This is a genomic window from Thermosediminibacter oceani DSM 16646, assembly GCF_000144645.1.
GTDB lineage: Bacteria > Bacillota > Thermosediminibacteria > Thermosediminibacterales > Thermosediminibacteraceae > Thermosediminibacter > Thermosediminibacter oceani.
This window is the reverse complement of record NC_014377.1, coordinates 920,078-938,266: the sequence shown is the minus strand read 5'-3', so window position 1 is coordinate 938,266 and position 18,189 is coordinate 920,078. Positions and strand designations below refer to the sequence as shown.

Below are 18,189 nucleotides of genomic sequence, written 5' to 3'. Positions count from 1 at the left end.
CTACCTGCCGCTTTTTTTCTGAATAAATATTGTACTCCTCAGGAGCTATATTTATTCTTTCTTCTGAGAAGGTGGTTCAAAAAATACTTTGACAACCGTCCCGATATCCACTTCAGCGCCAGGCGGAGGATTCTGGCGTGCCGCGAAACCGCTGCCGTCTATATCAATTTTTAGACCGACGGCGTTTAATATTTCGCTGGCCTCCCTTATAGTCCTCCCCGTTAAATCGGGCACGGTAACAGGGTTTTTGTCTGTTCTGGAGTCGGAAACTTTTAGTATAACGGTAGATCCTGGTTTTATCTCAGAACCGGGAGCCGGCACCTGGTCGTAGACCACATACCCTTCTCCTTCAATCCTTACCGCCAACTTGCTCTGGACGAGTATCCTTCGGGCATCCTCCACGTAAAGGTTTCTGACATCCGGAACTTTAACCGTCTCCTTTTGCTCTTCCTGCAACTGTGGCTTTATCCCTTTATATTTCAATACGTCGGCCATAACCTTCTGGAACACCGGAGCTGCTATCTGTCCACCGTAATAAATGCCGGTGGAAGGTTCGTCTATGACGACCAGAGCTACAAACTTCGGGTCATCGGCCGGTGCGAAACCTACGAAGGATGCCACGTATTTCCCGTCCGCGTATTTTTCCGCCGTGCCGGTTTTCCCAGCCACCCTGTAACCTTCAATTTTCGCTCTGCCGCCCGTTCCGTTTTCGACAACGCTTTCCAGGAGCTTTTTCATTTCCGCGGCAGTCTCTTCCGATATAACCTGTCTCACAACCCTTGGTTTGAACTCGTAGACAACCCTACCGTCTTTATCTACAAGAGCTTTTGCAATATGAGGTTGCGGCATCTTTCCGTCGTTGGCTACAGTAGCTACAGCCGTTACTAACTGAATAGGGGTTACGGAGATTCCCTGCCCGAAAGAGACGGTAGCGAGTTCAACGGGACCGATTTTTGCCGGGTTAAAAATACCCTTTGCCTCTCCTGGAAGGTCTATACCCGTGGTTTCACCAAAACCGAATCCTTTGATGTACTTTATAAATCTTTCCTTCCCCAACCTTGAGCCCACTTCCACGAAACCCGGGTTGCACGAATTTTGCACCACCTGGGCAAAAGTCTGGCTTCCGTGTCCTCCCGACCTCCAGCATTTTATCCTGACACCGGCAACCACTATGTATCCCGGATCGTAAAAACTGTCGCCGGGCCGTACCACGCCTTCTTCTAAGCCTGCTGACGCGGTTATTATCTTAAAAGTCGAACCGGGCTCGTAAACATCGGACACTGCGGAATTCCTCCATAGGGAGGAAGGATAGTTTTTATAATCGTTAGGATCGTAATCGGGCTTATTGGCCATGGCAAGAATTTCCCCGGTTTTCGGGTCCATTATTATGATGGTGCCCTTTTTTGCGTTATGTTCTGCAAGGGCTTTTTCAAGTTCTCTTTCGGCAATGTGTTGGATTACTTTGTCAATTGTGAGTACCAGGTTTAGACCTTCCTCCGGGGGTATATACTTCTCCAATCCGAAGGGGAGTTCCCGACTCAACGCATCCTTTTCGGAAATGATCCTACCCGGGATACCCCTGAGGTATTTGTCGTATACCAGTTCAATTCCATCCAGCCCCTGACTGTCTATCCCGGTAAAGCCCAACACGTGTGACGCTAGATTTTTTTCGGGGTAAAATCTTTTGCTCTCCTCAGTAAAATAAATGCCCTTTAAGTTCAGCTTCCTCACAGCCTCGGCTTCTTCATCCGTGATTTTTCTTTTGATAAATATAGAACCCCTTTTTTTCGCTTTGGCATCTTCAAGGGTTTTTACCAGCGCGTCTTTGTCTATATTCAAGACCGGAGATAGAAGCGAGGCGGTTTTTTCGATATCCTTAATATCCGGGGGACTTGCCATCACGGAGTTTACGCTGGCGCTTATGGCGAGAGGATTCATGTTTCTGTCGTATATCGTACCCCTTTTCGGTTCTACCGGCGCATCCCTTGTCCATTGTTCTCTGGCTTTCTGCCTCAACTCATCACCGCGGACAAACTGAATCCAGAAGACCCTTCCTATAAGTGCGATGTTTAATACTAGGCACAGCAACAGCAGAAATACAAGTCTTCTCTTTATTAGTGACCCGTTGTAGGTCATGCAAAATCCCCCTGAAAAAATTCTGCTTATTTATCTAGATATATCACTTGATCCTCGCCGGGTTCCTGCATTTTTAAATCAACCTTGGCTATCCTTTCTATTCTTTCCGTCGACTTCAGGTTGGCGACCTTGACCTTTAATCTCTCGTTTTCCCCGGCGATTTTTGTTACCTCCGCCTTCAACTTTTCAACCCTGTATTGACTTTCAATTATAAAGGCAAACCGGGAAAGCAGCACAATAACCGCAAATGTCACTATTAATACGTTCAGAATGTAGCGGCCTTTTTTCCTGGGTTGTGCCTTCGTCCCCGTTCTGGTGCGTAAGGAAGGTCTCGGTAGGTACTGCTCGTTCACCCTTTGAAAGGCGGTTTTAGGAGCTACTACCACTTTATTCACTCTCCTTTTTATTTAGAACTCAGCTTCTCGCAGGCTCTCAATTTAGCGCTCCGGGCTCGGGGATTGGCATCGATTTCATCCTGTGTGGGACATACGGGTTTAGGTGTGAGTATCTTCAGAGCCCTTTCGCTCTTGCACGTGCACAGGGGGCTATCTTTAGGGCATGTACAGCCCTTTGCCAGTTCTCTGAAGGTATGTTTTACGATCCTGTCTTCCAGCGAATGGAAGGTAATAACGCATATCCTGCCTCCGGGATTCAAAATGTCTACAGCATCCTTCAGGCTGGCGGAAAGTATCTCTAGTTCACCATTCACGTAAATCCTCAATGCCTGAAACGTTCTCTTTGCGGGATGAGGGCCTCCTCTGCGGGCTCTTGCGGGAATGGCGGCCTTTATTATTTCAACAAGTTCACCGGTGGTTTCAATGGGCTTTTTCTTCCTTTTTTCGCATATAAATTCCGCTATTCTATCAGCCCACCTCTCTTCTCCGTATTCCTTGATTATTTTCGCAAGCTCCGATTTAGTCATTTTATTTACCACATCTTTTGCAGTAAGGTCCTGGTTCCTGTCCATCCTCATGTCAAGAGGAGCGTCCTTTATATACGAAAATCCCCGGGATTCCTCATCGAGCTGATATGAGGATACACCCAGGTCGAATATTACCCCGTCCACACCTTCCAAACCCAAGCTGTAGACTATGCGCTTTATATTTTTAAAATTATCGTGGACTATGGTTGCAGCCGGAGATTGGGAGAACCTCTCTCGTGCGTTTACTACCGCATCTTCATCCCTATCTATTCCTATGACGGTGCCGTTTTCGCCCACCCTTTTCAGGATTTCAGAAAAATGACCTCCACCTCCGAGGGTGGCATCGACGTAAACACCGCCGGGTTTTGGATCGAGTAAGTTTATAGTCTCTTCGAGCAACACTGGCTTATGATAGAACTCCATCCTGCATCACCTATATCCCTAAATCCACCATGTTTTCGGCTATTTCTTCGTAAGAACTTTCGGCTTCTTTGCAGTAAGCTTCCCATTCTTTCTGACTCCAGATTTCGGCTCTATTTGAAACCCCTATTATTACCACGTCTTTTTCTATGCCTGCGTATTCTCTAAGCATCGGTGGGATCAAAATTCTTCCCTGTTTGTCTATCTCGACTTCTACAGCCCCCGAAAAGAAAAACCTGATGAAAGCCCTTGCGTCCTTTTTAGTAAGCGGGAGTGTTTTTAATTTCTGCTCCAGCAAACACCACTCATCTTTAGGGTAAACAAACAAACAGCGATCTAAACCCTTGGTGAGAATGAAACTGTCCCCCAGGAGTTCCCTGAACTTTGAAGGAATGATCAGTCTTCCCTTCGCGTCCAGCGAATGCTGGAACTGACCCATGAACATTTTTATGCACTCCCCTTCGGGGGCTTTTCCTCCACTTCCCTCCACTTTATACCACTTTTACTATTCTACGGAGGACAACTAAAATCCTTCCTCACCCCCAAAAAATTAACAAAAAAAGGTGGGCCTTTTGCCCTACCTTTTTCGTCAAAAAGTGCTATTTTTTATTCAATTTTTTGGATAAACTGTCGAAACAGCCATTCTGTTAAAATCGAAAAAGCTATATAGCCTCCGGCTAGCCTCTTCAAAGGTAACCTGTTTCAAAAATCTGGGATAATCGAATATGTTTATATTCCTGTGGTAATAGGATACAAAAGAATTGGCTATGAACTCAAGGGAATTAAATCCCTGAATAAAGTCTCCCAGGTACTTCTTTTTAACCCTCTCAAAATCCTCTCTGCTCAAGCCTTTCTCCTTTACCTCGCTGATGCTTTTTACGAGCTCATCCCGGAGCTTCACCGGATCTTTAGTCTCTCCCCCGATTGTACAAAAACCGTAATCCTTTTGACCTTCGTAACTGAAACTGAAGCGGTCGTCAATCAGGCCCTCCTCATAAAGTCTCTCGTAGACAACCGAGCTCCTACCAAAAAGGACCTCGAGCAAAAGGCTTGTAGTGATTTCTTTTTTCAAAAGCTCTTCCCCGTCGTAACCCACTTCCGTATCTTTAAAACCCATGAGGAAGATAGGCTGGCTTACGGAAAGCTTTGTTTCGACCTGGTGCTTGTATATAGTGTCCGGCTCTTCCGGATAAATCCTCATGATTTCATCCTGAGGAGCCAGTTCTTTATTCTTTTCATGTTCCATTATGAGATCGAAAACTTTTTCGGGCTCTACGGCTCCGGTAACGAAAAGCACCATGTTACTGGGGTGATAAAAGGTGTTGTAGCACTTGTACAGAGTATCGACGTCGATTTTTTGAATCGATTCTACGGTCCCGCCTATATCCTCCCTCACAGGATGGCGGTGATAAAGAGCTTTTAGTAGGTTGAGGAGAACCTGCCATTCGGGGTCATCCTCGTACATCCTGAGCTCCTGGGTGATAATGCCTTTTTCCTTTTCTACGCTATCCTCGGTAAAATAGGGGGTCTCTACAAACTCCAGTAACAGCCGCAGGCTCTCTTCGAAAGCAGTCGTAGTGGAAAAAAGGTAAGTCGTATTGGTGTAGTTGGTATACGCGTTAGATGAAGTTCCAAGTTCAGCAAATTTATCGAACACGTTGCCGTAAGACATTTCGAACATTTTATGTTCAAGGAAATGGGCTATACCTTCCGGGACTTTCAGTCGCTCCCCCGTGCCCGGCACAACGAACTCGCTGTCTATGGACCCGTACCGGGTTGAATAGACGGCGTATACTTTGTTGTAATTTTTTTTGGGCAGCACGTATGCCTTGAGACCGTTGTCGAACTGCCGGTAGAATAAAGTTTCACCGATTAAATCCATCTGCATTCACCTTCCGATTATTTTTTGTTAAGAAAGTATATGGTATCCAGCGTTACCTTCCCGGCTACCCTCACCACGTCTTCTTTCGTTACGCGCTGGATTTTAGCAATAATTTCTTCTATGGACTCTTCGACGCCGTTTATTATACCGTCGAGGTAGAGGCTAATAATCATGGGCGGGCTGTCGGCGGCTTCACGGTAAGAATTGATCAGGGATCTCCTGGAGCTTTCGAATTCGTAATCGGAAATCTGCCCTTCCTTTATATCCTTTATCTGCTTTTTTATTATATCTATCGTTTTTTCCAGGTTATCAAAATCTATACCGCAGCTTACCAGCATCAAACCCTTAGTTTTTTCCAGGCGGGAAAAGGCGTAATACGCAAGACTTTCCTTCTCCCTGACATTCTGGAACAGTTTGGAATGGGGACCTCCTCCCAGGATGCTGTTAAACATAATTAGAGCGTAAAAATCTTCATCACCGTAACAGGTGCCCGTCCTGAAGCCTATGGAAAGCTTTCCCTGGTTTACGTCCTGTTTTTCTTCCACAAATTTTTCCCGATCAACATTCTTTTTTACGATAGTTTTAGGAATCTTTTTCTCCTGCCGCTCAAAAGAAAAGATGCGGTTGAACTTTTCATAAATTTGCTCTTCATCCACTTCGCCCAACACGAAAATATCTATCGGGCTGCTACTCATTACCGTTTTATAATATCCGTACAGGTTTTCGCTATTTATTTCCTGCAAATCAGAGATGCTTCCGTATTTATAAATGCTGAAGGGCTCATCCTTGCACATTTCCTGAAAGCAGCGCTCTATGGCGTAACTAAATTTATCGTTAAAAAGGGACTCGATATTCCTCTTAAGCACATCCTTTTCCTGTTCGACATAGACTTTTTTGAAACCGGAACCTTCCGTTGCCGGATTCAGGAGGACGTCTTTGAAGAGTTTCAAACCCTCATCCAGAATTCTATCCTCCGCACCCACGTGCATGGGATTTACCATCTCTATAAAAAACTGAATTATCTGCCTTTCGCCTTTTTTTAAGATATCGCCACCAAAATCTGCACCGTAGAGCTCTTCCAGGTAACGGTTGATGACCCTCGAACTCGGAAAATCGTGGCTACCTCGCTTCAGGACAAAGGGCAAAAGGGCCGTCTTAGTAGCTGTAACTTTTTCCAGACTCTGATGAATGAAGGCACAGATCGTAATCGTTTTAAATTTGTCGGTGGAACAGGTATAGAGGTTGATCCCGTTATCTAATGTTTTACGGGTAAAAAGATTATTCAAACTGCCTACCTCCTCTATATAGCTTCGCATCATTTTATTTTCTCTTTTTGTTGAAAAATTCCTCCCGAACATTTAAATAGTGCGCTACTTTTAGTTTATGCTGTAATTTTGCAAGTTAGTGATTTCGAAAAAAAATGTTTGAAAAAAATCTCGGTTTGTAGTATAATATTTGTCGTCGGGACGTAGCGCAGTTTGGTAGCGCGTTCGGTTCGGGTCCGAAAGGCCGTGGGTTCAAGTCCCGCCGTCCCGACCATTTTTATTTTTTTAGAAAAAAGGATTTTGGATATACATACATAATGATCGGAGGATATTATGTTCAATATAAGAGCATATATCCTCTTTTTTCATACTTACCAAGTTGTGCATCTATCAGGGATTTTTTAGTTACTACAATCTCGCTCAATGTTAACCCTATTATTATTTAAAGGTTTATTTACGTCATCCGTACTATAGCCCTAAAAGTAAAAAAACAAAAGGTAAGCACGTCTGGTGCTTACCTTATTTTTATGAATCATTAGGTTTTACCTTGACAGCAATGAACTGGCGGCGGTTTTCACCGCATTCAAAGTTATTCCCATAAATCCTCTGTAACGGCTGAATATGTCTTCGAGAGCGCTTAACACCTCATCGATATCCTCTTTTGAAACAACCAGAGGCGGCTCCAACCTTATAACGTTCGGGTTGTTGAGGGTGTAAGCGGTGATCACCCGGTGTTTGTTCAGCAGCTCACCGGCCACAAGCGCCCCGGTGAATTCTTCGTATAATTTGTTGATAATCCCTCCGGTTATTTTGCTCATAAACCCTTTTACCGGCGGCTCAAATTCGATGCCTATCATCAGGCCCCTTCCCCGGACCTCTTTAATAATTCCGAACTTCTCCTGTAGATTTTTCAGCCTGGAAAGGAAGTAATTGCCCAGTTCAGCGGCCCTCTCGGTCAGTTTTTTCTCTACAATGGCGTTTATTGCTGCAATGCCTGCGGCGCAGGCAAAAGTATTTCCGCCGAAAGTCGAGGTATGCAGCAGGCATTTATCCATCCCAGAATAGGCCTTGTTCCATACTTCTTCGGTTGTGATGAAGGCACCTATGGGCATTACACCGCCTCCTAAGGATTTGGCCACGCACATTATATCGGGCCTTACACCCTCCTCTTCACAGGCAAACATCCTGCCGGTCCTGCCGAACCCCGTCTGAATTTCGTCCACTATCAATAGTGCCCCGTACCTATCACATAGTTCCCGGGCGCCTTTCAGAAAACCTTTCGGCGGTATTACTATTCCACCTTCTCCCTGGATCGGCTCCACGATGAAGGCAGCAACATTACCTTCCTTCAATTTTGCCTCGAGAGCCTCCAGGTCTCCGTAAGGTACCCTCTCAAAACCCGGAACCAGCGGCAAGAACGGACCCTTGTATTTGTCCCTGCCGGTAGCTGATAGAGCGCCGAAAGTCTTTCCGTGAAACGACCCATCGCAGGATATTATTTTTTGTTTTCCTGTGGCAGCCCTGGCTGTTTTTAACGCTCCTTCCACCGCTTCAGTACCGCTGTTACAGAAGAAGCTGTGTTTCAGGCCTTCCGGTGCTATCATTGAAAGATTGTGGGCTAAAACGGCCGCATACGGGTTTAGAGTAGCCTGAAGCAAATTTGGTCTTTGGCTTACTGTCTTTAAGGCTTCCAGCACTTCAGGAGGATTGTGCCCCAGATTTAGAGCACCGTATGCCCCCAGAAAATCCAAGTATCTTTGCCCTTCGGCATCCCAAACATAGCATCCTTCGGCTTTTATGTACGTCCTGTCAAAGTTTAAAAGGCCTAGTATTGAAGTAAGCCCCGGATTTACGTATTCAGAATAGAGTTTTTTCACTTCATTGCGGTTTAAAGTTTCCACATCCTCAATTTTAAAAAGCCTCATAATAACACCCCGCAAATATTTCTTTAAGAAGAATTATATTAGACCGTGAAAGGGATGTCAAAATAAAAATGCTGCACGATAAATGCAGCACTCCCGGTAGGTCCGGTATTCCTCATTCCATCTTGAACGCAATCCTCTGGTAAGCCAAAATCAGCTTATCAAGTTCTATGCTTATGGCATATACCTCATGGGCAAGTAGATTCTTTTTCTCCAGCTTCTCGTTTAACTTCCTCTTCAAATTCCCTATTTCCGTGCTGAGATTGAGTAATGTTGAGGTCGACATGAAATTCACCTTCAAACCTGATTTTTTTCACGGTGAGATTCTATCATAAATCACACCTAGATTCAAAGACAGTGTGTTCCATTTATTCCCATTATATATGTATTATTTTAGCATTATTACCATCTTTCGGCTTTTTTTACATCTATCACCATATTACGTTCTTATTTTTATACTTTGATATAAATTGTAAGAAAATTGTCGCTTTTTGGTCGAACTTAGCACCGTAGGGCTTCGCTACCCCTTTCCTTCCCGGTTTTCGCGCTGAGATAAATTGCATATTCGATTCTCTTTTTCTGGAGCCTACAGGCTATATCGTAAGGTACATTCAGGTCTCCGTTTATTTGATAATTATTTGCGCTGCAGCCACCGCTGCACAAAAACCTGGCCCAACACGACTCGCACTCGGATTTTGCAAGCACATGGGTATTGTTTAATTTATCGATGACTTCAGCGTTCAATTTTTTCTCAAATACGTTTCCCATATAAAATTCCCTGTAGCCTATGAACTGGTGGCATGGATATATGTCGCCCTCCGGAGTAACAGCGAGGTAGTCTCTTCCGGCCCCGCAGGCGGAAAGCCTTTTATAGATGCATGGACCGTTGTAAATATCTACATTAAAGTGGTAGAACCTGAAGGGGTTTCGGCCTGAATTTTTCCTGTAAATATATTCTCTCGCAATTCTATCGTACTGTTGGTATATGGTCTCTAGATCGCCGTATCCGATCAGGTGATCCCCTTCCGATCCAACGACGGGTTCTATGGATATCTCGCCGAACCCGAGATCGGCCAGGTGAAAGACGTCTTCGGCAAAGTCTAAATTGTGTCTGGTGAACGTCCCCCTGACGTAATAATCCTTACCGTCCCTCTTCCTGAGTTTGACGATCCTCTTTATATTTTCCACCACCTGGTCGTAACTGCCCGATCCATCGGCCTTTACGCGGATCGCATCGTTTACCCGCTTTCTTCCGTCAAGACTCATGACGATGTTGTCCATATTTTCGTGAAGGTAATCGATAATCTCATCGTTGAGTATAGTGCAGTTGGTGGTAACGGTAAAATGAAATCTTTTGCCGCACCTGTCCTCGAGGCTCCTGGCATACGAAATCACGTATTTGATGGTATCAAAAGCCATCAGAGGCTCGCCACCGAAAAAATCCACTTCCAAGTTTTTCAGATTTCCGGAGTGTTCTATCAAAAAATCTACGGCACTTTGGGCCACCTTTTTATCCATTAGTCGCCTTTCCCCATTATAGTGGCCTTTGGACGCAAAACAATATTTGCATCTTAGATTACAGTCGTGGGCAACGTTAAGGCAGAGGGCTTTCACGTTTTTCTTCTGCCTCAGGCCCTCGAGGGCCCGGGTAAGATCCGCCTCTACAAAAAGGAAACCCCTTGCCTTCAATTCATCCAGCTCTTTTATCGCTTCGATTATATCCGATTCTTCGTATTTATCCTTCAACCTGTATACTATCTCCTGCGGCTTTTTTTCCCCGTAAAATTCCAGCACGTCGTAGACCAGGTCGTCAACTTCGAAAACGGAACCGCTGTTTACATCAAAAACCATTTTTGTATCCCATACTTCGAATCTATGTACCTGACCCTTCAACCAGATCCTCTCCCTTCAACATTGATTTTATCACAAAACCCTTTAGCAATAAACGGCTTGACAAACAGTAAAAACCGTTGTATATAATCTTTTGTAAATGACGCTGACGAGGAGGTGCAAATGATGCCGCTTTACGAGTACAGATGCGCAAATTGTGGGGATTTTGAAAAAGAACAGCCAATAACCGAATCTCCTTTGGAAAGCTGCCCCACATGCGGCAGTCCGGTAAAGCGCTTGATAAGCCGCAATGTCGGTTTGGTTTTTAAAGGTTCGGGATTTCATATAACCGATTACGTCCATAAGGATTCTTCTTCCAGTGCATCGGAAAATAAAGAAGCTTCCGATAAAAAGGCAGTGTAAAGCAAAGGTGGTCCGAATCCTGCTGATTCGGGCCACCTTTTTTTGACTATAAAATTTAAAAACTCAAGGCCAAAAAGCCTTGAGTTTTTATGCGGTATGAATGAGTAGGTCTGTAAGCCGAGTTCTGTCGTGGATGGTCATCTATCTAGGATGCCAGTTGCCTGACACCTCTAGCGACCACACCCGGGAGCGCGGCGGGCCACCGCATGTGCTCCCCTATTTGGTCTTGCTCCAGGTGGGGTTTACAGAGCCGGCCAGTCGCCTGACCGCTGGTGAGCTCTTACCTCACCTTTCCACCCTTACCCAACGGGAAGCGGTAGCTTCCCATCGGGCGGTATATTTCTGTTGCACTTTCCTTGAGGTCGCCCTCACTGGGTATTACCCAGCACCCTGCCCTGTGGAGCTCGGACTTTCCTCGGGCATAAGCCCGCGACCATCCGACCTACTCACCATCATTTTGCTAGATTATAAGTATAACACCGTTTTATTTAAAAGTCAATAATCTCTTCTTCGCTGACGGCAAGATCTATACCTTCGTTGGCGAGCTCATCGGCCCTCTTATTTTGTTCCCGCCTTATGTGACTTATACTGAACCTCTTAAATTCTTTTAATAACTCCATGGCCTGGGCATACAAGCGCTTTATTCCTTCATTTTTAATCTGATATTCACCGTTTATCTGTTTGACCATGAGCTCGCTGTCGGAAAAGATGCCTATCTCTTCGCAGCCCATTTCGAGCGCCTCTTTCAAAGCAGTGACCAGAGCTGTATATTCGGCAATGTTATTTGTGGTCTGTCCAATGTAATCACTTATTTCCTTTAGAGTGTTGCCGTTTTCATCGAGTATAACTATGCCGATTCCTGCATCACCCGGATTTCCCCGAGAAGCTCCATCTGTGTATACAGTAAGCCTTCTCATAATACCTCCTGTAAAGTTAGATGAGAATTCTCCTGCAATTTTCACAATATACTATGTTCCTGTAGGCGCTCACCTCCTGAATCGTAACCAAAGACACAGCTCTACCAATCCACCCTTTATTTTATCAAGTTCTCTCATATTTTTCAATCTCATTTGATTGTATTCTTTTTTCATTTTTCTGATTTGATTATATATTACCCCTGGGTTCTACCCGGGTGTCACCTTCTACCGCCACCCTTTATCAAACGATTACAAAGGGCTCGCCTTCGTCGTAGACTTCTACGCTGACATCTTCCCCCAGCGCGGAAAGCTCCTTTTTTAAATGGTCGGCTAAAAAGTTTAAAATTAATTTTTCGGTCGAGTAATGGCCGGCATCTATCAAAGCCATACCGACGGTCCTCGCTTCTTCGGCCTCATGGTACTTGACGTCTCCGGTAATGTAGACATCGGCTCCCAGAAAAGCCGCCTTTAAAACGAGATCTCCCCCCGCACCCCCGCATACCGCGACTTTTGAAACCTTTTTAGTAAGACTTCCAATTACCCTAAGGGAATTAACTTTAAGCTTTTGCTTTATGATCTCGCATAAATCCCCGAGAGTCAGGGGAGATTTAAGGTATCCGATACGCCCCAGACCGAAGACGCCTCCTTTGTTTTCCACCGGGTACACATCGTAAGCCACCTCTTCATAAGGATGAGCTTTTAGCATAGCGCTTACTATTTTTTTTACTAGAGACTCAGGAGCGATCGTCTCGATCCTCACCTCTTCCACACGCTCCAGCTGCCCTACCTCTCCTATAAATGGCTTTGCTTTCTCGAGAGGTTTGAAAGTGCCAATACCGGCAGCATTAAAGGTACAGTGGCTGTAATTACCAATATGACCGGCGCCCGCATTTCCCATCGCATCTCTTACGGCGTCTTCATATCCCCTCGGCACGAATACTACAATTTTTTTCAACGGCTCTTCCCCGGTCGTCTCCAAAACCTCCACACCCTCCAGTTCCAGGCATCTTGCTAATAAGTCGTTGACCCCGCCGGAAGCTACATCCAGGTTGGTATGGGCCGAGTAAACTACTATATCGTTTTTTACGGCGTCATAAATCATCTTCCCCGAGAGGAGATCCTTTCTTATGGATTTTAGGGGTTTAAATATGAAAGGGTGGTGCGAGATTATCATGTCCACTTTGCGTCCTATAGCGTAATTCATAACGCCGGGCGTAACCGTTAAAGCGACAAGAATTCTGTCGACCTTTGCCGAATAATCGCCGACCATCAGCCCTACGTTATCCCATTGCAGGGCCAGTTTCTTCGGAGCTAGCCGCTCTATGATATTTATTACCGTCTGGCAGGTCGGCATTTTTATACACCTCCCTCAGCAACTCGATCTCTTTCATAATGGACTCTCTGGCCTTAGCGGCCGATGAAGTATTACGGCCTTCTACTTCCTTTAACCTAAAAATCAGCCTCTCGATCCTCGTTTTAATGTAGTCCAGGACTTCCGGGGTCTTCTTTTTTTTCAAAACAGGTCCCACCAGCACATCGATTTCGTCGTAGGAAACCCAATCTCCCTTCCTTACCACGATTATTTCGTAAAACCTGTCTTCGCTTTTTACTACGCGCTCTTCGATGAAATTAAAGCCATGGTCCATGAGAGCTTTTCTGAGCTTATGCTGGTATTTCATGGGTTGAACGATGACGGCGGACATGGAGTTTATAATATCGGGGGATTTTTCTATTATCTTCCATATAGTCTCCCCACCTATCCCAGCGATTACCGCTACCTCCGCCTCTCCGGGTTTTAGAGGAGTGAGGCCCCAGCCCAGGCGAACTTCTATGAATTCCTCCAGGCCGGCTTTTTTGATGTTAGCCCTAGCTCTCTCAAAAGGCCCTTCCCTGACTTCGGTGGCGATAGCCTTCCGGGATATCCCGTTTTTCACGAGGTATATAGGGAGATATCCATGATCGGTGCCCACGTCGGCGACAGCGGTTCCCGGAGGGATTAAATGAGCTATTGCCATCAACCTTTCGCTCAACTTCATTTCCGACACCTTTCATCAAACGTAGCAAAAAAGCGGGATATCCCCGCTTTTTATTCAAGAAAATCCTTCAGTTTTTTGCTCCTGCTCGGATGGCGCAGTTTTCTCAAGGCCTTGGCCTCTATCTGCCTGATTCTCTCCCGGGTAACACCGAAAACCTGTCCCACTTCTTCAAGGGTCCTGGGTTTGCCGTCATCAAGCCCGAAACGAAGCCTCAGCACCTTTTCCTCCCGCGGAGTTAGGGTTTCCAGTACGTCTTCCAGCTGCTCCCTCAAGAGCCTGTAAGCGGCGGCATCGGCGGGAGCCTGCGCTTCTTCGTCGGGGATAAAATCCCCCAGATGGCTGTCTTCTTCCTCTCCTATTGGAGTCTCGAGAGAAACCGGCTCCTGGGCTATCTTCATAATCTCCCTCACCTTTTCCACAGGCAGTTCCATTTCTTCCGCAATCTCTTCGGGTGTGGGATCCCTGCCCAGCTCCTGCAACAGCTGGCGCGACACTCTTATTAGTTTATTTATAGTCTCTACCATGTGGACAGGAATTCTGATCGTCCTGGCCTGGTCGGCGATAGCCCGGGTTATAGCTTGTCTTATCCACCAGGTAGCATAGGTACTGAATTTGTATCCTTTGCGGTAATCGAATTTCTCCACGGCTTTTATAAGCCCTAGATTGCCCTCCTGGATTAGATCCAGGAACAGCATTCCCCTCCCTACGTACCTTTTGGCAATGCTCACAACGAGCCTCAGGTTAGCTTCGGCAAGGCGCCGTTTTGCTTCTTTGTCTCCCTTCTCTATGCGCTTTGCCAATTCGATTTCTTCTTCCGGCGTCAGGAGAGGTATTTTGCCAATCTCCTTGAGGTACATTCTCACGGGATCATCGATGGCCACTCCCTCGGGGATGGAAAGGTCCAGCTCTACTTCTGAAATCTCTTCCAAAAGGGATTCGGGTATATCATCGGCGTCATTTATAATTTCAATGCCCATATCCTCGAAGGATTCATATATCTTATCAATCTGTTCGGCATCCAGATCCTCAATATCTCCTAACGTTTCCATTATTTCCTTGTAAGTGAGAACTCCGGTTTTCTTGCCCTTTTCTATAAGTTCCTTTACTGCTTTCATCTTATCGGTCTTTTTCTCCCGGTCTTTTTCTAATCTCAATTTTTTTTTCTGAGCTTTCTTCTTTGGTCGCTTTTTCGGCTTTCTTCTCTGCCGCTGCTGACACTTTTTCAACTTCCTTTTCTTCCCTTGCCATCAGGTTCCCCCCTTCCTAGAAGAGTCTCTCTTTAATTGTTCTATTTCAAGCTTAAGCCTGTGATAGGTATTCAGAAGGCTGAAAGCTTTTTTAACCTCTCCTATTTTTTCCGCCTGGTTGATTTCATTTTTAATCTTTTTTATGGCGAGCTTCAGATAATTTTCTTTTACCCGGTTGATCAGAGCGTCCACCATGCTGTTTTCTATGTCAGCGGTTTCCATGAGAATGTTCGCGAGCTCCGCGGCGGTTTCCTGATCGTCTTTTAATTTAATAGAAATTCCATTGGGCGTAACGACTTCGTTTCTATTCACCATTTCGAATATCATTTCCGCGATTTTTCTGTGTTTTGTATCCACGAAATTGTTAGGGGTTAAGTTCTTCATGATTTTATCCCTTGCCGAATCGTCTTCTATCATCATCCTAAGGATGTCCCTTTCTGCCTTACGAACTCCCGACAGCGCTTTAAATCTTGTCAATTCTTTATTATTATCCCTTAATTGGCTGTTTTTATACTTAGAGCCAATGTTTGGCAATGTAGTTCTATCTATTATTTTATTTATCTCTTCATAAAGGGCCTGTCTGGGGATGTTTAGTTCTTCCGAAAGCTTTTGAACATAAAGTTCTCTCTCTACCCGGTTTTCGATACCCGCCAGAACGGAAATAGCATTTTTTATAAACTTTATTTTTCCGTCCCGGGTCTTTAGATCAAGGCCCCTCCCAGCCAGGTCCAGCTTATAGTCTACAAAATTGCGCGCTGATGATAGCTGCTCGGCGAAGGCATCCTTGCCTCTTGTGCGGATGAATTCATCGGGGTCCTTACCTTCGGGTAAACTCAGCACTCTGACCTTCAATCCTTCTTTTACCAGAATCTCGATTCCCCGAAGGGTTGCGGACTGTCCCGCCGTATCTGCGTCATACGCTATAATAACCTCTTCGGAGTATCTTTTTAGAATTTTTGCCTGCTGTTCTGTCAGCGAAGTCCCAAGGGAGGCCACGGTTTGGGTAAAACCGTTCTGATGCAGGGAAATACAGTCCATATATCCTTCTACCAGAATAAGATTTGAGCCTCCTTTTTTTATCATCGGCAGGCCGTAAAGCTGCTCCCTTTTTGTAAACACGGTGGTCTCCGGCGAATTCAGGTACTTGGGCTCACCCTCACCCAGAATTCTCCCGCCAAACCCCACCGTGTTGCCGGTTATATCTTTTATGGGGAAAATGACCCTGTCTCTGAATCTATCATAGTATCCTTTCCCGTCACTGCGAGGGATTACCAAACCGGCCTTTAAAAGGGAATCGTCTCTTACGCCTTTCGACCGCATAAACCTTATCAAACCGTCCCAGCGGGGTGGTGCGTATCCCAGAAAAAACTTTTCCACGGTTTCCGAAGTAATACCCCGGTTCGCCAGGTATTCCCGGGCTCTTTTGCCTTCTGCCGTTTTTATAAGGTTCTGGTGAAAGAATTCAGCTGCCAACCTATTTATTTCAAGAATTTCTCGTTTTTGTTTAAAAGCTTCCGATACCTTGCCCCAGGTTCCTTCTTCCGGCAGTCTTACACCTACCCTTTCGGCCAGCCACCTCACAGCTTCGGGAAAAGTCCAGTTCTCTTTTTTCATGAGAAATGAGAAGATATTACCGCCCGTACCGCAACCAAAACAGTAAAAAAGTTGTTTTTTCGGGCTTATGGTAAAAGAGGGAGTTTTTTCCGAGTGAAAAGGGCACAGCCCCACGTAATTTTCACCGCGTTTTTTCAACGAAACGTAATCTGACACGATTTCTACAATATCTGCTCGGTTCTGTACTTCCCTTATTAACTCCTCGGGGTAGAGGCTCATTGTGCCCACCTGCCTAATCCAAAAAAAATCTCCCCCTGCCATCGTAAAAATTCAAATTAGGGGTAAGACCTTTACTTATTACAAAATAATACAAACTTTACTGTTGCATAATGATTATTCTACATTAACCATAAATATTCCTTCTTTTTCACTAAAAATTAATTTCAGCAATCATTTCCTGCTTAACGGCCATGGTGAAGGCACGAAAATTTCCCTGAACTTGTATGTAGCAAAGCTGTCGGTCATTCCCGCAATGTAATCGCACACTCCTCTTTCTACACCCTCCCTTTCCGCGATCCTGATAAATTCGGCCGGTAGGGAATCTACATTTTTTATAAAGTATTCGAACATCAGCTCCAGCATTCTCTGGGCTTTAATTTCCTGCGATTTGGCGCTAGAACCGATGTAAACCCGCTCGAACATGAACTCTCTTAATTCCACCGTGGCGGAATAAACCTCCTGGCTCATTCTGACGAAGGGCTTTCCGAAACTTTCGTTAATTATGTCTTTTATCATCGTATCTATACGCTTAGCGTGTTTGTCGCCAAGGATTTTTATAGGGGCTGACGGCAGGTCGGTTTCCCTGAGTATCCCCGCCCTTATGGCGTCATCTATATCGTGATTTATATACGCTATCCAATCCGCTAATTTGACGACCTGTCCTTCCAGTGTACTGGGGTTACCGCGGCTGGTATGATTCAGGATGCCGTCCCTCACTTCCCACGTGAGGTTTAAGCCATTCCCCTGTTCGAGTACTTCGACTACCCTGAGGCTCTGTTCTTCGTGCCTGAAGCCGTTCTTCATGAGCCTGTTTAAGACCACTTCTCCCGTGTGACCGAAGGGCGTGTGGCCGAGATCATGTCCCAACGCGATTGCTTCGGTGAGGTCCTCATTGAGCCTTAACGCCCTTGATATCGTCCTCGCTATCTGCGCTACCTCCAGGGTATGGGTTAATCTTGTCCTGTAATGGTCACCTTCAGGTGTGATGAAAACCTGGGTCTTGTGTTTCAGTCGCCTGAAAGCCTTTGAGTGGAGAATTCTGTCTCTGTCCCGTTGAAATTCGGTCCTGACGGTACACTTTTCTTCCGCTACTTTCCTGCCCCTTGTTTTGCTGCTCAGCGTCGCATAAGGAGAAAGCATCCGCTCCTCCAGTTCTTCGGTAATTTCCCTGATATTCATAAAAAGCCCTCCGCTGCGAAGAGATATTTTACATGTAGAATATATTTTTAATTATACTAAAAAATTCCGCAAAAAAAGAGAGGCAATCAATTGCCTCTCTTCAGACTGTCGACAAAGTAACTGTCGACAGTCTTTTTTTGCAAAAGCTAGTACAAAAATCATCAGCTTTTTAGTAAA

Annotated in this window: 17 protein-coding genes, 1 tRNA gene and 1 other RNA gene; 2 read left to right on the top strand and 17 right to left on the bottom strand. The window is 45.3% G+C overall.

Annotated features, from left to right (window positions below; genetic code table 11):
- Positions 1 to 51: 51 nt before the first annotated feature.
- The 6 genes from TOCE_RS04710 to yfmF all read right to left on the bottom strand — a co-directional run bounded on the left by TOCE_RS04710 (position 52) and on the right by yfmF (position 6,646).
- Positions 52 to 2,136 carry a stage V sporulation protein D gene (locus tag TOCE_RS04710; protein ID WP_013275750.1) on the bottom strand — a complete coding sequence of 695 codons (2,085 nt, stop codon included), beginning with the start codon at positions 2,134 to 2,136 and terminating at the stop codon, positions 52 to 54.
- 26 nt (positions 2,137 to 2,162) lie between these two features.
- Positions 2,163 to 2,531 (bottom strand): cell division protein FtsL, encoded by a 369-nt coding sequence (locus tag TOCE_RS04705; RefSeq protein ID WP_187286588.1) that lies wholly within the window; start codon positions 2,529 to 2,531, stop codon positions 2,163 to 2,165.
- An 8-nt stretch (positions 2,532 to 2,539) separates the two neighbouring features.
- Positions 2,540 to 3,481, bottom strand: coding sequence for a 16S rRNA (cytosine(1402)-N(4))-methyltransferase RsmH (gene rsmH / locus TOCE_RS04700; RefSeq protein WP_013275748.1), 942 nt, complete (start codon positions 3,479 to 3,481; stop codon positions 2,540 to 2,542).
- 10 nt (positions 3,482 to 3,491) lie between these two features.
- Positions 3,492 to 3,923, bottom strand: a complete 432-nt coding sequence (mraZ, locus tag TOCE_RS04695) for a division/cell wall cluster transcriptional repressor MraZ (RefSeq protein ID WP_013275747.1) — start codon at positions 3,921 to 3,923, stop codon at positions 3,492 to 3,494.
- A 165-nt stretch (positions 3,924 to 4,088) separates the two neighbouring features.
- A complete protein-coding gene (yfmH, locus tag TOCE_RS04690) occupies positions 4,089 to 5,366 on the bottom strand; it encodes an EF-P 5-aminopentanol modification-associated protein YfmH (protein WP_013275746.1) in 1,278 nt (425 codons plus the stop codon).
- 11 nt (positions 5,367 to 5,377) lie between these two features.
- A complete protein-coding gene (gene yfmF / locus TOCE_RS04685) occupies positions 5,378 to 6,646 on the bottom strand; it encodes an EF-P 5-aminopentanol modification-associated protein YfmF (protein WP_041423867.1) in 1,269 nt (422 codons plus the stop codon).
- A 176-nt stretch (positions 6,647 to 6,822) separates the two neighbouring features.
- On the opposite strand from yfmF, the gene TOCE_RS04680 reads away from it, so the two are divergent.
- Positions 6,823 to 6,899: transfer RNA gene (locus tag TOCE_RS04680), tRNA-Pro, on the top strand.
- A gap of 268 nt (positions 6,900 to 7,167) precedes the next feature.
- Here the strand turns inward: TOCE_RS04680 and TOCE_RS04675 are convergent.
- The 3 genes from TOCE_RS04675 to scfB form a co-directional block, all read right to left on the bottom strand.
- The gene (locus TOCE_RS04675) at positions 7,168 to 8,550 is read right to left on the bottom strand and encodes an aspartate aminotransferase family protein (RefSeq protein ID WP_013275744.1); all 1,383 of its coding nucleotides are present in this window, start codon (positions 8,548 to 8,550) and stop codon (positions 7,168 to 7,170) included.
- A gap of 112 nt (positions 8,551 to 8,662) precedes the next feature.
- Positions 8,663 to 8,833 carry an aspartyl-phosphate phosphatase Spo0E family protein gene (locus tag TOCE_RS11885; protein ID WP_013275743.1) on the bottom strand — a complete coding sequence of 57 codons (171 nt, stop codon included), beginning with the start codon at positions 8,831 to 8,833 and terminating at the stop codon, positions 8,663 to 8,665.
- A 215-nt stretch (positions 8,834 to 9,048) separates the two neighbouring features.
- On the bottom strand, positions 9,049 to 10,440 hold the full coding sequence (gene scfB, locus TOCE_RS04670; RefSeq protein WP_013275742.1) for a thioether cross-link-forming SCIFF peptide maturase: 1,392 nt from the start codon (positions 10,438 to 10,440) through the stop codon (positions 9,049 to 9,051).
- A 123-nt stretch (positions 10,441 to 10,563) separates the two neighbouring features.
- On the opposite strand from scfB, the gene TOCE_RS04665 reads away from it, so the two are divergent.
- The gene (locus tag TOCE_RS04665) at positions 10,564 to 10,800 is read left to right on the top strand and encodes an FmdB family zinc ribbon protein (RefSeq protein ID WP_041423865.1); all 237 of its coding nucleotides are present in this window, start codon (positions 10,564 to 10,566) and stop codon (positions 10,798 to 10,800) included.
- Positions 10,801 to 10,897: 97 nt separating this feature from the next.
- Here the strand turns inward: TOCE_RS04665 and rnpB are convergent.
- The 8 genes from rnpB to TOCE_RS04635 all read right to left on the bottom strand — a co-directional run bounded on the left by rnpB (position 10,898) and on the right by TOCE_RS04635 (position 18,012).
- Positions 10,898 to 11,249: RNase P RNA component class A (rnpB, locus tag TOCE_RS11790), an RNA gene on the bottom strand.
- 39 nt (positions 11,250 to 11,288) lie between these two features.
- Entirely contained in the window at positions 11,289 to 11,717 is a 429-nt protein-coding gene (locus TOCE_RS04660; protein WP_013275740.1) for a ribonuclease HI family protein, read from the bottom strand.
- Positions 11,718 to 11,958: 241 nt separating this feature from the next.
- On the bottom strand, positions 11,959 to 13,071 hold the full coding sequence (locus TOCE_RS04655; protein WP_013275739.1) for a Nif3-like dinuclear metal center hexameric protein: 1,113 nt from the start codon (positions 13,069 to 13,071) through the stop codon (positions 11,959 to 11,961).
- Positions 12,998 to 13,753: a tRNA (adenine(22)-N(1))-methyltransferase gene (locus TOCE_RS04650; RefSeq protein ID WP_013275738.1), complete on the bottom strand. Its 756-nt coding sequence runs from the start codon at positions 13,751 to 13,753 to the stop codon at positions 12,998 to 13,000. Before TOCE_RS04650 ends, TOCE_RS04655 begins: the two co-directional genes overlap by 74 nt.
- 50 nt (positions 13,754 to 13,803) lie before the next feature.
- Positions 13,804 to 14,868, bottom strand: a complete 1,065-nt coding sequence (rpoD, locus tag TOCE_RS04645; protein ID WP_041423864.1) for an RNA polymerase sigma factor RpoD — start codon at positions 14,866 to 14,868, stop codon at positions 13,804 to 13,806.
- Between the two features lies 1 nt (position 14,869).
- Positions 14,870 to 15,001 carry a hypothetical protein gene (locus tag TOCE_RS12750; protein WP_013275736.1) on the bottom strand — a complete coding sequence of 44 codons (132 nt, stop codon included), beginning with the start codon at positions 14,999 to 15,001 and terminating at the stop codon, positions 14,870 to 14,872.
- Positions 15,001 to 16,833: a DNA primase gene (gene dnaG / locus TOCE_RS04640; protein ID WP_013275735.1), complete on the bottom strand. Its 1,833-nt coding sequence runs from the start codon at positions 16,831 to 16,833 to the stop codon at positions 15,001 to 15,003. The genes TOCE_RS12750 and dnaG overlap by 1 nt, the downstream gene beginning before the upstream one ends.
- Before the next feature lie 171 nt (positions 16,834 to 17,004).
- Positions 17,005 to 18,012, bottom strand: coding sequence for a deoxyguanosinetriphosphate triphosphohydrolase (locus tag TOCE_RS04635; protein ID WP_013275734.1), 1,008 nt, complete (start codon positions 18,010 to 18,012; stop codon positions 17,005 to 17,007).
- Between the last annotated feature and the right edge of the window lie 177 nt (positions 18,013 to 18,189).